Below are 12,937 nucleotides of genomic sequence, written 5' to 3' on the forward strand. Positions count from 1 at the left end.
GCTCTCCTCTCCCTCGCTTTTAGCCCATAAGGCCTAACCGGCCTTACGCTTACGTTGGGCGTTTTCCTTAACCCTTTCGATATCTTCCGGGGTTAAAGCCCGTTCAAAACTCCTGAAACCAGCCAACTTGAAACCGTGTCGGCGAGCCAAACGATCTATTTCCTCCACTTGCTCCACGGTCAGATCCCGGCCCAGAGTGTAGGATTCATAGCGTCCCTCCAGAGCCAGAATCATGGTTTCGGCCATGCAGGCGTAGGCCGTCCGGGGAGGAAAACCAAAGTTGAAATTAAAATTGACCTCTCCAGGTACCTCCACCACTCCTCCCTCGATCACCAGCACGTCGGGGCGCTCTACGGCCACCCGCCGAGAAACGTCTCGGGGACGGGCCACATCGCATACCACCGCCCCCGGCTTTAAATCTTCCGGCTCGATGACGGTATGCACGGCGCTGGTCACGGTCAGGATCACATCCGAGCGCCGCAAAGTATCTTTTAAATCGTCGGTGATCTTGACTGCCAAGCCGGTCCGGTGCTTAATCTTATCGGCCAGGTGGCGTAAGCGCTCTTTACTGCGCCCCACCAACGTCAAGTCCCGGACCTCGCGAGCCAGCAACTCGGCGCACACGCTACCAATCGCGCCCGTGGCCCCCACCACCGCCACCGACGCTTCTTCCAGGCTGTAACCCATCAGGGCAGCCGCTTCCCTGGTGGCCGCCACCGCTGTGGCCACTGTATAGCTGTTGCCAGTGGTGACAGGAATATTCAAGCGCTGAGCTACAGTTATACCGGCGTCACCCACCACCTTGGTGAAGGCTCCCAAGCCAAGGATCTTGGCTCCCAACTGCTCGGCCAGTTTTCCAGCTCGAACCACCCGTTCGAGCACCTGCTCTGGGGGCAAGCTTATAATCTGGCGCGCGGTTAAAGGGCAGGAAACAAACCAGCCCTCCGCTTCCGCGTGAGGGGAGCGTATACCGGTTATGTGCGAAACCTTCACCGGTGGTAGGAGCAGAAGCATCCTTTCTACCCAACGAGCCGGGAGAAAGCGGGCAATGGGAAATTTTCTAGCCACATCGCTAACATCTAGCGGGTGGATCATAAAGGCAAAATACTCCACGTTCCACCTGCTGCCGATAAAAGCAGCAGGTGACTCGCCTCCTTTCGGGAACTAAGCCGAGGGCCAGCGGCCACTCGTTTAATATAGCATATTAACAAAAAGCCCCGCCTCTGACAAGAAGGGGAGGGTGCGCGTGTGCGCGTCAAGAGTTAGTAGGTGGTTCGGGAGAAAACTTCTCTTCATGGAAACCTCACCGCCAAGATAGTCCCGGTACCTGCACCATTAAGGGATCAAACTACTGAGGCTAGGCCGGCTTAGTTCCCGCAACACATGCTTCACCCATGGAGCTCCGGCAGAGGGTCCTTTCAGTGCCGGCAACCCAGCTTTATGCCAACTCCCCGCCTCCTCTATCTTCCGCTTTACCTCCAACCGCACCGCCTGAGCCAAATGTTCTTGCCTGGCCAGCAGTACCGGCCAACGAGAAGTGTGCCTCCCGAGCACCCCGTTGGCTCGAGCAGCCAAAACCCGCGCCATCCTGTCTGCTCCTGCCTCCGTCCAGCTGGCTCCCAACCGCTTCATCCGCCGCGCCACGTTGTGCTGTACCTGCCCCTCTATGGCCCCCAGATGCTCCGCAGCAGAAGAGGTAACTATCCCCGACCAGTTCTCCTTGAGATATTGCCAGAGCTTCTCTATTCTCCTCCTCTTAGCCCCGCGAACTCTCCTCGCTGCTCCTCCCATAATCTCTTCTACCTTCTCCCGGTCCCCCAGATAAATGGCCTGCCTGATCCCACTATAGGCCTCCTCATCGTGCCAAAAAGCCTCTATAAGCCGCCGGTTCAAATGGTAAGGGTCCAAAACGTGCACCGCCCCGGGGAAGTAATCTACCCCCTGCTTGGCCCACTCCGCCCCGTCGCTCCCAAGGTATATCTCCTTCACCTGACCCATGTCCCACCGGCTCGCTACCCCAGAGTAAACTTCCTCCCACATCCTCTCCCCTTCGCCTACACCGCTCGTTACCAGCTTGTCCTTTAAAGCCTTCCGGCCACCCCCAATCGCTTCTTTGCCTGTGTAAGCTACGAAGAGTTTGACCTCTTTCCTTTTCTCTCCGCTCCTTTGAAGCCTTACCACCACCCCGTCGGCCTCTATGTAAAGCCTGGAGGTCTTCTCTTTACCTTCGGGTGTCTCTCCCTTCTCAAAAACGGCTTCTCTCCTGGACTCTCCCTCCTGCCTGAGTGCTTCTCCTGCTTCCTGCACGGCCTGCCACACCGCCATGGCGCTTATCCCAGGGACAAAATAACCGAGAATTTCCGCTGCCCGCCTGAAGGGTACTTCGCTCCCAAGCTTCACCGCCATCTCCTTCAAACGCGGCGTGCATCCAGACCTCTCCGGCCAGCCCAGAACCTCGTCAAGAAGAAACCTGGCTTCTCCCGTCTTTTTGTTCCTGCAAAGCCGCCTTTTTACTTTGAATTCCCCAAAGCTGCTAACTACGGTTCTTTCCCGGAAGCCTATCACTTTCCAGGTGCGCTTGTCCCGGGCGTTCACGAGCCAGGTGTCTATTTCCTCGAGGGCCCAGGCGAAGATCTTCACACAAGCTTCTTGAGAGAGCTTGTACACTTCTTCTTCGAGCTTGTAGAAGTCGCGGCATTCGGTAATTAGTTTGCTAACTTTCTCCCCCAGAAGAAGGATTATGTCCGCAAGAGGTTGAATGTCTGAGATAGGTTGACTGTGCATGAGACCTCGCTCCTCCTTTCAGTCCATGAAAATTGTCCGTGAGGGGCGAGGTCTCCTCCTTCATGAGTCTCCTCCGTCACCTACTGAAATTGTACGCCCTCGAAGGGGAGGGTGCGCGTGCGCGTCAAGAGTTAGTAGGTGCCCCGGAAAGAAAATTCTTGAAACACAAAACGCCACCTCGACTCCACCCACCGCACCAGACCTAGCCTTCGCGTAGTCAGGAGTCCAGCCACCGGAATATTCCTTTTATTTCCCCCATAGAAATGAAAGCGAGAGGTGGACAACGTGCCGCTTTGGTGGAACTGGCTGTTAATCGTCGCGTTTTTCTTCCTTACCTTGCACTTGCGAACCCGGCAAATCGCCGCCGAAGAGTTTGACGGGCGTCCTCGCCTTTCTCCTTTAGCCCGAGCTATCCTCAACCTGGTGGGAGTGGCTGGAGGGATATACCTGGCTCTCACGCTGTTAGTGGACTTCCTGGGTTTGGATTTGCCCCCGCGCGTTAATTGGGGAGGGGTAAGTTTTGAACCGTTAGCGATGATAGCCTTGCTAATCTCCTTATTGCAGCCCTGGGGCTGGGAACTCTACCACCGCTTGCGGAGGTGAAAGTGTGCGCTTGGGGGAATTGGTGGGCAAGGAAGTGGTCAATCTGCATGACGGAGCTCGCCTGGGCGTCATAGGGGAAAGCGATCTCTGCTTCGATGCAGAAACCGGAGAACTCCAGAGCATCATATTGCCCCGGCGAACCAACCTCCTCACCATGTGGTTTAAGCGCCAGGAACTGATTATTCCCTGGGAAGCGGTGAAAAAAATTGGAGCGGAGGTAGTGGTGGTGGACACGGATAATACCTACCCCCGCTTTAACTGGTAATGTCATCTTTCTTATCCCAGTTTTTACTTCCCCGTATGGCCGAAGCCCCCCTCGCCCCTGCTAGTGGGGTCGAGCTCCGAAACTTCCCGCAAGGTCACCCGGGCCACCGGCAGCACCACCAATTGAGCGATGCGGTCCCCCCGGTAGCAGGTCCAGGGTTCTCCCCCCAAGTTGACCAGAACCACCTTTATCTCTCCCCTATAATCAGCATCGATGGTGCCGGGAGAGTTAAGCAAAGTGACACCGTGCTTCCAGGCTAAACCACTGCGCGGCCGGAGATCCGCTAGATAGCCCTCAGGGAGGGCCAGGATCAGGCCGGTAGGAATCATCTGCCTCTCTCCCGGGTGGAGAGTCACCGGAGCCGAGCAAGCGGCGTACAGATCCAGGCCCGCCGCCATAGGAGTAGCGTAAGCGGGCAGAGGCAGATCGGCAGCGTGTGGCAGGCGCCGCACCGGAATGAGCAGTTCTTCCAAGCCTACCACTCCTTCAACAGGCTTTCCCAGGAAGCGCCGTCCTGCCAGTTCCCCAGGGTAGTCAAAACTAGATGTTCCGGGCGCAGAAAGCGCCGGGCCAAATTCTGGACCTGCTCCATGGTGACCCCGGTTATTTTAGCCTCCACTTCCTCCGGAGATAGGACCTGGCCCAGATAGAGCCAGGATTTACCTAGGCGGCTCATACGCGTGGTAACGCTCTCCAAGCTCAGCAGAAAGCCTCCTTTTAGCTGGTTCTTGGCCCGCTCCACTTCCTCCGGGGAGAGGTCGCGGCAGCATACATTTTTAAGCTCTTCCACAACGGCCCGTAGGGCGCGGGGCACGTTCTCCGCCGCCAGGCCGGCGTAGATGCAGAAAAGGCCCGCATCCCGGTAAGCGCTGTGGTAGGAATACACCGAATACACCAGACCCTGCTCCTCCCTCACCTTTTGAAACAGGCGCGAACTCATGCCCCCGCCCAAGAGAGTGTTCAAGACCTGGAAGGTATAGATGTCTTCGTCTTCCATAGCTAGGCCAGGGGTGCCTAAGCAAAGATGGACCTGCTCGGTGGATCGAGAGAAAAACTGGTAACCAGAATAGGGGGAAGGCTTGTCTCCTCGAGGACGGTTCTGATACCGCACCTGGGAGAAGCGGGGAGCCAATAACTCCAGCGCCTGACGGTGGCGGATGTTTCCCGCCACCGCTACCACCATCCGCCCTCTCAGGTAATGCTGCTGGTAGTAACGGAGCAAATCCTCCTGCGTTAAACGCTGAACCGTCTCCAACGTTCCGATCACCGGCTGCCCCAGCGGGTGATTCCGCCACAGGGTGGCCGCGAAAAGATCGTGCACTAACTCGTCGGGAGTGTCTTCGTACATCCGGATCTCCTCGAGAATGACATTTTTCTCTCGCTCCAGGTCCTGGGGGTCGAAAGCGGCGTTGAAAATCAGATCAGTCAGCACGTCGGCCGCCAGCTCTAGGTACTCGTCCAGGACCCGAGCGTAGTAGCAAGTGTATTCTTTGGCCGTGAAAGCGTTAAGCTGTCCCCCGACCGACTCGAGTTCCTCAGCTATCTGCCGGGCCGAGCGATTTTCCGTACCCTTGAAGAGGGCGTGCTCAATGAAATGAGAAACACCATTTTGCCCCGGTTCCTCATCTCTCGACCCCGCGGCCACCCAGATGCCCAGGGCCACCGAACGCACATGAGGGATTTCTTCGCTCAAAATAGTAACTCCATTGCCTAGATCAGTTATCTCTACCAAGTTGTTCCTCCTCCCTAATATTCCCCCGCTTAAAGTTCGCTTCTCGCCTTAGTTTCCCCTGCCGGGAGAGTTGCGTCCAGCAAAATAGCGGTAAACCCCGCAGGACAGGGCCCAGGCCATCTTTTGCCGGTATTCCGGTCTTTGCAGCAACTCGCGCTCCCCCGGATTCGAGAGAAAGCCCGCTTCCACCAGAACGGCCGGAACCGGGCTCTCCCGCAGCACGTAGTAGCGGCTACCCGGCAGGCAACAGCAACGCTGCCCCGTAACCTCCCCAATCTCCTCCGCTAGCGCGGAGGCTAACTCGCGGCTACCAGGACGTTGAGAATAGTAAAGATAAACACCCTTCTCGGAGGAATCGGGGGAACTGTTGATGTGCAGACTCAAAAAAGCTTCCGCTCCCACTTGCCGAACAAGCTCCACCCGGGCCTTCAGATCGTATCGTTTACGGGCGGAAAGAGAGCGCACTTCAGGAGGGGCCAGATCCCGATCCTCGCTGCGCGTGAGCACCACCTCAGCTCCCTCCGCCTCCAGGAAGCGGGCCAGCGAGCGCCCCAGATCCAGCACCAGATCCTTCTCCAAAATCTGGGCTTGATAGTGGGCCCCCGGGTCCACTCCCCCGTGCCCCGGATCTACCACGATGGTTCTTCCCGCAAGCGCCAGAGGATAGAGCCAGTTATACGCCGAGCGCGTGGCTTCCGCTCCCGGACCCCGGAGGCAGAGCAGGAAAAATAGCAAGAGCAATATCTTCCCCTTATCATTCGGTCTCCGCATGGGCCAGCAACTCCCCCACCGTCACGAAGGAGTAACCCCGCGCCCGGAGCTCGTCAATGAGGAAAGGGAGAACCTCGGCGGTAGGAGCCGTGGGATGAAGCAGAACGATGGCCCCGTTATGGACCTTGCCCAGCACGGTTTGACTGATAGAGCTCGGAGGCGGGTTTTTCCAATCTACGGGGTCTACGCTCCAGAGCACCACTCGGTGGCCGGCTTGGTCCGCCGCTTCCAGCACCGCGGGGCCCCGCTCCCCGTAAGGGGGGGCGAAGAACCGGGTTTGCTTGCCAGTGATTTTGCGAATAGCCTCGGCCCCCCGCTCGATCTCCCGCCGATTCTCCGAGGACGAAAGCCGATCGGGATGCCGGTGGGCGTAGCCGTGGTTGCCCACCTCGAAATGTTGGGCCACTTCCTTGGCCAGCTCCGGATACCTCTCCACCCACTCCCCTCCGAGGAAGAAAGTGGCCGCTACCTTCTTCTCCTGCAGAATTTGCACAATACGAGGCAGATACTCCTCCCCCCAGTAAACGTTGAAGGTCAAGGCGATTTCCTGCCGGGAGCTAGACCCCTGGTAAATAGGGCCGGCAGCGGAAGTTTCCACGGCCTGGTCGTCGTAGGACAACCACCAGCCTAGGAGCAGGGGCAGAAGCAGTAAGCAGAGCCAGATGCACACACGGACATGCCGCTGCGACGGGCAAAAGAAGAAAAAGGCCAATGGAGACAACCTCCCTTAAAAAAGTAAAACTCCCCGCTGTGAATTAACGGGGATGACGCGCATGAGCACGCCGCCAAGTCCAAAGCTGCCGGGCGGCGCGGGGGAACCGCGAGAAAGATGATTCCGCCTTCCCGCTCCCCCCGTCTAGCTCTAATTTTATGCTCCGCTACTTAGGAGAAGAACGGGTCCTGGGGCGGGAAGGAGGAGTCGGGCGCTCCACCTTCTTTCCGGCCCGCTCGGCCGTTCGCATGGCCTCTTTCTGCGAAAGTCGCAGCCGGCCCTGGTTATCGTAACCGATCACTTTCACCAGCACCTGGTCGCCTTCTTTGAAAACCTCATCCACCCGCTTGCCCTTGAGCGGAGGCATCTGGGAGACATGCACCAGCCCTTCCTTGCCCGGCAAACCCAAGACTCCCGGTATGATCTCTACGAAGCAGCCGAAATCAGCCACGCGGGTAACCCGTCCCAGATAAACCTGGCCCACAGCGGCCTCGGCCGTTAGGTTTTTGATGATGTCCAGAGCCTGCTGCCCGGCGCTCTCCGTGGGAGCGGTGATAAAAATGCGCCCATCGTCTTCCACGTCGATCTCCGCCCCGGTAAGTTCGATAATCTTGCGAATGATCTTGCCACCGGGACCGATAACATCGCGGATTTTATCGGGGTTGATGACCAGCGACAGGACCCGAGGAGCGTAAGGAGAGAGCTCGGGCCGGGGAGACGGCAGGGTGCGCCTGATAACCTCCAGGATTTGCAGCCGCGCCTCCCGCGCCTGGTTCAGCGCCACCGCCAAAATCTCCGCGGTTACCCCGGTAACTTTGATGTCCATTTGCAGGGCGGTAACCCCTTCTTCCGTGCCGGCTACCTTAAAATCCATGTCGCCTAGATGATCTTCCAACCCCTGGATGTCAGTCAGCACGATAAACTGCTCTTTTTCCTTGATGAGGCCCATGGCTATGCCAGCCACCGGCGCCACTATGGGCACGCCGGCGTCCATCAACGCCAAGGTGCTAGCGCACACGCTAGCCATCGAAGTGGAACCGTTAGACTCCAGGACCTCGGAAACGATCCTAATGGTGTAGGGAAAAACGCTTTCTTCCGGAATCACCGCTTCCAGCGCCCGCTCCACCAGAGCTCCGTGGCCTATTTCTCTTCTTCCCGGGGAGCGAATAGGCCGCACCTCACCGGTGCTGTAGGGCGGGAAGTTATAGTGGTGCAAGAAGCGCTTGCTCTCGTCCACGTCAAGATCGTCCAGGATCTGCACATCTCCCACCGCCCCCAAAGTTACCACCGAAAGCACCTGGGTCTGCCCCCGGGTGAAGAGAGCCGAACCATGAGCTCGAGGAAGCAATCCCACCTCAGCGGAGAGAGGGCGTATTTCCGTAAAGCCACGTCCATCGGCCCGGATCCGCTCGCCGGCAATGAGCGCCCGCACTACCTGGTGTTCCACTTCCCCGAGGAGCTCTTTGATGGTCGCCTCTTCCTCGGGGTACCGCTCCAGCAACTGGGCCGTCAGTTCGTGCCGCAACTGGTCGGTCTGCTGCTCCCGCGCCTTCTTGTCCAGGCGAGAAGAAGCGTACCTGCGGTAGGCTTCCGTAAAAGCCGGTTCGGCCAGCGCTCGCACCGCTTCCTGGAGCTCGGCTGGGGGTTCCGGGATGGCGAATTCCTTCTTCGGCGCCGCCAGCCCTAAAGCTAGAGCTTCCTCACGAAAAGCTAGCAGGAACGAAGCCAACTCCTTCACCGCCTGGTGACCAAAGGAAATGGCCTCGACGATCCGGCTCTCAGGTACCATACGCGCCCCGCACTCCACCATGACCACCGCCTCTTGGGTGCCCGCCACCACCAGATGAAGTGAACTCGCTTGCTCTTGCTCCACCGTGGGGTTTAGCACCCACTCCCCATCCACCTGGCCTACGATCACCCCGCCGATGGGTCCGGCAAAGGGGATCTCGGAAAGGGTAAGGGCAGCCGAAGCCCCGATCATGGCCGTTATTTCGGGAGCGCAATTTTGATCCACCGAGAGAATGGTAGTCACCACATGGACATCGTGGCGCATCTTCTGAGGGAAAAGAGGACGGATGGAGCGATCAATGAGACGCGCTGAAAGGATGGCCTTCTCTCCGGGCTTGCCTTCCCGGCGCAAAAACCCTCCTGGTATTTTCCCCACCGCGTAGTGCCTCTCCTCGTAATCCACCAGCAGGGGGAAAAAATCGATACCCTCGCGCGGTTCTGGGGCCATGGTGGCCGTGGCCAGAACCACCGTGTCACCGTAGCGAGCTAGCACAGCGCTGGAAGCCTGGCGCGCCACCCGTCCCACTTCTAACACGAGGGGGCGACCCGCCAGCGAGATCTCGCGACGCAAAATTCCGGTCCCTTCCACTGCCTTATCACCACCTTTCTGTAGGTAGCAAAATTACGGGGCTGAGTTTCCCCCGCTTACTTCCTCAGCCCCAAACGCTGGAGTAGCTGCTGATAGCGATCAAAGTCGCTGTCCCGCAAGTAGTTTAGCAAGGCCCGACGTTGCCCCACCAATTTTAGCAGCCCCCTGCGGGAGTGAAAATCCTTGCGATGCTCCTTTAGATGTTCGCTCAAGATTTTGATCCGCTCGGTCAACAGAGCGATTTGCACTTCCGGCGAACCGGTGTCGTTCTCGTGGATCCGGAAGGCTTCGATGATTTCACGCTTCTTTTCCAGGGTCAAAGGCATACCATTTACCTCCTGCCTTAATTGCCACCAGCCCCGCCGAACGGCCACGCGTCCGGCCGCGCCAATGGTTCAGAACTTTTGCTTTCATTGTAACCTAAGGCCAGTTACCCAGGCAAGAGAAGGCCCTTGCCTAGTTCCCGCGCAATAATTTCTTGCGCTTGAGCCACATCCTGCTGGATCTGGTTAATCAACTCCGCCGGCGAGGCGAACCGCCTTTCCTCCCGGATACGACGCAAAAAGCGGACCTCCATTTCACAGCCATAAAGATCCCTGTCCATCCGGAAGAGAAAGACTTCCACCCGAGGCGTGTTGCGAGCGCCAAAGGTAGGTACAACTCCCACGTTAGCCAGCCCGTACCTGTCCTCTCCCAGCACCTGAACTTGCACCAGGTAAACCCCGCAAGCGGGTAATAAAACCGGCTCTTTTAACTCCAGGTTGGCGGTGGGATAACCCAGAGAGCGGCCCCGCTTGTCACCGGGTACCACTTTGCCCGCATAAGTGGGGTAATAGCCGAGATAATGGCGAGCCTCTTCTACCTCGCCCCGGAGCAAGAGCTCGCGAACCAAAGTGGAAGAAACAGGCCGACCGTTGACCACCACTTGAGGGATAATCTCCACGGCAAAACCCAATTGTTTACCCAGAGAGGCTAGCAATTCCGGATTACCTTTTCCCCCCCGCCCGAAGGTGTGGTTGTAACCCACAAAAACCGCTTCCACCCCCATTTCCCCGACCAGCACCTCGCGCACGAAAGCTTCCGGAGCGAGCGAAGCGAATTGCGGAGTAAAAGGAAGGACAAAGAGAACCTGCACTCCTAGTTCCGCCAGGAAGCGCCTTTTCAATTCTCCCGAGAGCAGCAATGGAGGGGCTTTCTCGGGATTTAAAACCGCCGCCGGGTGCGGCTCGAAGGTTAAGACGGCCGGGACCCCTTTGCGCTCAGCCGCCCACTGCACCAACCGCTGGAGCAAGCACCGGTGCCCCAGGTGCACGCCGTCGAAATTTCCCAGCCCCACGCCCAAAATAGGGAAATGTGTCTTCGCTGACCGATAGTCCTGAACTATTTCCAACTTATCCTCCCCCTTATCCGCTACGCCCTATAATACCCAGCGCGGTCGCAACATTTCAGGTTGGTGAGTCCGCCGAGTCACCTCCGCCACCGCCAGCAACTCTTCAGCATGAACCACCCGCACCCAACTCCCTTGGGCAAGATGCTCAGTGGCCGGAAACCGATCCAGCGTTAAAGGTGTTCCATGCCTGATTTTAGCCGCCTCCGCCTCCCCCACTTCCAGCGCCGGCAAGTGTTCCAGCGCTGCCCCCACCGGGGTGAGCGCCTCCGCCATTCTCCCCTCCCGCTGGCAGTGAGCGAGCTCTTCCAGAGTGTAGGCCTCCCTCACTTGGAAGCGCCCCACCCGGGTACGCAGGAGGAAGGAGAGGCAGGCTCCCGTGCCCAGAACTCGGCCCAGATCGTCTATCAGAGACCGCACGTAGGTGCCCTTGCCGCAGCGCACCAGCAACTGCACCCGGGGGTGCTTTATCCCCCATTCCCCTCGGAGTAAGCGCAGCTCGCTAACCTCCACTTGGCGCGGCAGCACCTCCACTTCTTCCCCGGCTCGAGCTAGCTGATACAGACGCCGGCCCTGCTGCTTGATGGCCGAAAACAGGGGAGGACGCTGCCAAATCACACCGGTGAACTGGGGCAAAAGCGCGTTTACCGCTTCCGGTGTCAGGTAGGAGGCGTCCCGGCACGCCCGCACCTTGCCGGAGCGGTCCAGAGTATCGGTTTCGAGGCCGAAGATAGCTTCCGCCCTGTACTCCTTCTCGGCAGCCAACAAAAACTGCGCCGCCCTGGTAGCTTTACCCAGGAGCAGCACCAGCACCCCGCAAGCGTCCGGATCCAGGGTGCCAGCGTGGCCGACACGGCGCTCTCCACTTAGACAACGCATCCACTCCACGGCATCATGAGAGGTCATGCCCGGGGGTTTGAGCAGATTAAGCGTGCCCATCATCGCTCTTTTCCCTCCCGTGCCAGCGCCTCCGCGCCGGCAGCGCATACCCGAGCCACCACCTCTTCTAGCGATCCCGCGATCAACGCCCCTGCTGCCCGCACGTGTCCCCCACCACCAAAGCGCTCGGCCAGGCGGTTAACATCCAGGTACCGCTTAGAGCGCAGGCTCACTTTAACTAGTCCTTTTTCCACTTCCCAGAAAAAAAGCGCCAATTCTACACCTTGCACCTGGCGTACGCAACTCACCAGGCCGTTGGTATGCTCTCCCTTAATGCCTTCGCGCTCCATGGTCTCCCAGTCCAGGGTCATCCAACCCATGCGGCCGCAGGGGCTAAAGCGCAGGGTTTTCAATGCTTCCCGCAAAGCCGTGATCTGCTCCCGCGGTTTTTCCTCGTAGATTTGAAGACTGACCTCGCGAACCTTCACCCCGGCTTCAATGAGTTCCGCCACCCGTTGGTGAGTGGCGGCAGTGGTGGTCTCATACTGGAAGCAGCCGGTATCAGTGACGATGGCCGTGTACAGGCAGGTAGCAATGGCCGCGGTGAGCGGGGAAAAACCCATGAGCCGCAGGAGCTCGAAGACGGCCTCTCCCACCGCTGCAGCTTGGGGGAAAATAAAATTGACATCAGCGAAAGGAGTAGCCGTCACGTGATGATCGAGCAGCATCATCCGGGCCCCCTCCCGGCGCAGCCTCGATACGGGATCTTTCAGGGTTCCCAGGCGATCCGGAGTGGAAGTATCCAGCACCACTATCAAATCAGGGTGCAAGGCTTGAATGGCTTGGGGCCCCACTCCCACTTCGGCCGCCCCCGGGAGAAAAGCCAAGCTAGCCGGCACCGGATCGGGCAACACCCAATCTACCATCTTTCCCCTGGAACGGAGGGCATGTCCTAGCGCCAGCATAGAGCCCAGGCAATCGCCGTCCGGCATCATGTGGCCTAGCAATAGCAGGCGCTGCGCCCGGTTCAATTCCTGCGCCGCCAGCTTAAGACTCTTCTCCATCGGATCTCGTCTCCTCTTTCCGAATCTCTTCCAGGATCTTGGCCACGCGGATCCCGTACTCGATGGAAGGATCGGGTTTAAGCACGATTTCCGGAACGTAACGCAAGCGCAAGCGTTTACCCAAAGCGCTGCGAATATAGCCCTTGGCTCGTTCCAGCACTTCGAAGCTGGCTTTTTCCTCTGCCGGAGAACCGTGGACGCTAAGAAATATTTTAGCATGGCGCAAATCGCTGGACACCTCCACCCTGGTCACCGTAACGAAACCAAGGCGGGGATCTTTAAAGTCGTGCTGCAAAACATCGGCTACGATCTCTTTAATGGATTCCGCCAGGCGCGCCGGCCGGTAAGACATAGGGCCTAACC

General features: G+C 58.4%; 14 protein-coding genes. 2 read left to right on the forward strand and 12 right to left on the reverse strand.

What is annotated here, in order from left to right:
- Positions 1-33: 33 nt before the first annotated feature.
- Both ACTLLP_RS07070 and ACTLLP_RS07075 read right to left on the reverse strand, forming a co-directional pair.
- Entirely contained in the window at positions 34-1,113 is a 1,080-nt protein-coding gene (locus ACTLLP_RS07070) for a shikimate dehydrogenase (RefSeq protein ID WP_441058360.1), read from the reverse strand.
- 222 nt (positions 1,114-1,335) lie between these two features.
- A complete protein-coding gene (locus ACTLLP_RS07075; RefSeq protein ID WP_441058362.1) occupies positions 1,336-2,784 on the reverse strand; it encodes an ISLre2 family transposase in 1,449 nt (482 codons plus the stop codon).
- 285 nt (positions 2,785-3,069) lie between these two features.
- On the opposite strand from ACTLLP_RS07075, the gene ACTLLP_RS07080 reads away from it, so the two are divergent.
- The gene (locus ACTLLP_RS07080; protein WP_441058364.1) at positions 3,070-3,387 is read left to right on the forward strand and encodes a hypothetical protein; all 318 of its coding nucleotides are present in this window, start codon (positions 3,070-3,072) and stop codon (positions 3,385-3,387) included.
- 4 nt (positions 3,388-3,391) lie between these two features.
- Positions 3,392-3,652 (forward strand): YlmC/YmxH family sporulation protein, encoded by a 261-nt coding sequence (locus ACTLLP_RS07085; protein ID WP_441058366.1) that lies wholly within the window; start codon positions 3,392-3,394, stop codon positions 3,650-3,652.
- Between the two features lie 23 nt (positions 3,653-3,675).
- Here ACTLLP_RS07085 and dut read toward each other — a convergent pair whose 3' ends face one another.
- The 10 genes from dut to rbfA form a co-directional block, all read right to left on the reverse strand.
- Positions 3,676-4,125 (reverse strand): dUTP diphosphatase, encoded by a 450-nt coding sequence (gene dut / locus ACTLLP_RS07090; protein WP_441058368.1) that lies wholly within the window; start codon positions 4,123-4,125, stop codon positions 3,676-3,678.
- Positions 4,126-4,127: 2 nt separating this feature from the next.
- Positions 4,128-5,384, reverse strand: a complete 1,257-nt coding sequence (locus tag ACTLLP_RS07095; RefSeq protein ID WP_441058370.1) for a M16 family metallopeptidase — start codon at positions 5,382-5,384, stop codon at positions 4,128-4,130.
- Positions 5,385-5,432: 48 nt separating this feature from the next.
- Positions 5,433-6,155 carry an N-acetylmuramoyl-L-alanine amidase family protein gene (locus tag ACTLLP_RS07100; RefSeq protein WP_441058372.1) on the reverse strand — a complete coding sequence of 241 codons (723 nt, stop codon included), beginning with the start codon at positions 6,153-6,155 and terminating at the stop codon, positions 5,433-5,435.
- Positions 6,139-6,867 (reverse strand): polysaccharide deacetylase family protein, encoded by a 729-nt coding sequence (locus ACTLLP_RS07105; protein ID WP_441058374.1) that lies wholly within the window; start codon positions 6,865-6,867, stop codon positions 6,139-6,141. Before ACTLLP_RS07105 ends, ACTLLP_RS07100 begins: the two co-directional genes overlap by 17 nt.
- A 166-nt stretch (positions 6,868-7,033) precedes the next feature.
- Positions 7,034-9,244, reverse strand: coding sequence for a polyribonucleotide nucleotidyltransferase (locus ACTLLP_RS07110; protein ID WP_441058376.1), 2,211 nt, complete (start codon positions 9,242-9,244; stop codon positions 7,034-7,036).
- Between the two features lie 56 nt (positions 9,245-9,300).
- Complete coding sequence (rpsO, locus tag ACTLLP_RS07115; RefSeq protein ID WP_441058378.1) at positions 9,301-9,570, reverse strand: 30S ribosomal protein S15; 270 nt, start codon at positions 9,568-9,570, stop codon at positions 9,301-9,303.
- A 104-nt stretch (positions 9,571-9,674) separates the two neighbouring features.
- Positions 9,675-10,634: a bifunctional riboflavin kinase/FAD synthetase gene (locus ACTLLP_RS07120; protein ID WP_441058380.1), complete on the reverse strand. Its 960-nt coding sequence runs from the start codon at positions 10,632-10,634 to the stop codon at positions 9,675-9,677.
- A 27-nt stretch (positions 10,635-10,661) separates the two neighbouring features.
- The gene (gene truB / locus ACTLLP_RS07125; protein WP_441058382.1) at positions 10,662-11,573 is read right to left on the reverse strand and encodes a tRNA pseudouridine(55) synthase TruB; all 912 of its coding nucleotides are present in this window, start codon (positions 11,571-11,573) and stop codon (positions 10,662-10,664) included.
- Positions 11,570-12,574 (reverse strand): DHH family phosphoesterase, encoded by a 1,005-nt coding sequence (locus tag ACTLLP_RS07130; RefSeq protein WP_441058384.1) that lies wholly within the window; start codon positions 12,572-12,574, stop codon positions 11,570-11,572. The genes truB and ACTLLP_RS07130 overlap by 4 nt, the downstream gene beginning before the upstream one ends.
- A complete protein-coding gene (gene rbfA, locus ACTLLP_RS07135; RefSeq protein WP_441058386.1) occupies positions 12,558-12,926 on the reverse strand; it encodes a 30S ribosome-binding factor RbfA in 369 nt (122 codons plus the stop codon). The genes ACTLLP_RS07130 and rbfA overlap by 17 nt, the downstream gene beginning before the upstream one ends.
- Between the last annotated feature and the right edge of the window lie 11 nt (positions 12,927-12,937).

Source organism: Desulfothermobacter acidiphilus, from assembly GCF_052073645.1.
In the GTDB taxonomy this organism is placed as follows: domain Bacteria; phylum Bacillota; class Desulfotomaculia; order Desulfotomaculales; family Ammonificaceae; genus Desulfothermobacter; species Desulfothermobacter acidiphilus.

Bases quoted from the DNA above. Each gene is read 5' to 3' on its own strand.
- ACTLLP_RS07075 (WP_441058362.1), bottom strand. From the start codon at position 2,784: ATGCACAGTCAACCTATCTCAGACATTCAACCTCTTGCGGACATAATC.
- ACTLLP_RS07100 (WP_441058372.1), bottom strand. From the start codon at position 6,155: ATGCGGAGACCGAATGATAAGGGGAAGATATTGCTCTTGCTATTTTTC.
- rpsO (WP_441058378.1), bottom strand. From the start codon at position 9,570: ATGCCTTTGACCCTGGAAAAGAAGCGTGAAATCATCGAAGCCTTCCGG.
- truB (WP_441058382.1), bottom strand. From the start codon at position 11,573: ATGATGGGCACGCTTAATCTGCTCAAACCCCCGGGCATGACCTCTCAT.
- ACTLLP_RS07130 (WP_441058384.1), bottom strand. From the start codon at position 12,574: ATGGAGAAGAGTCTTAAGCTGGCGGCGCAGGAATTGAACCGGGCGCAG.
- rbfA (WP_441058386.1), bottom strand. From the start codon at position 12,926: ATGTCTTACCGGCCGGCGCGCCTGGCGGAATCCATTAAAGAGATCGTA.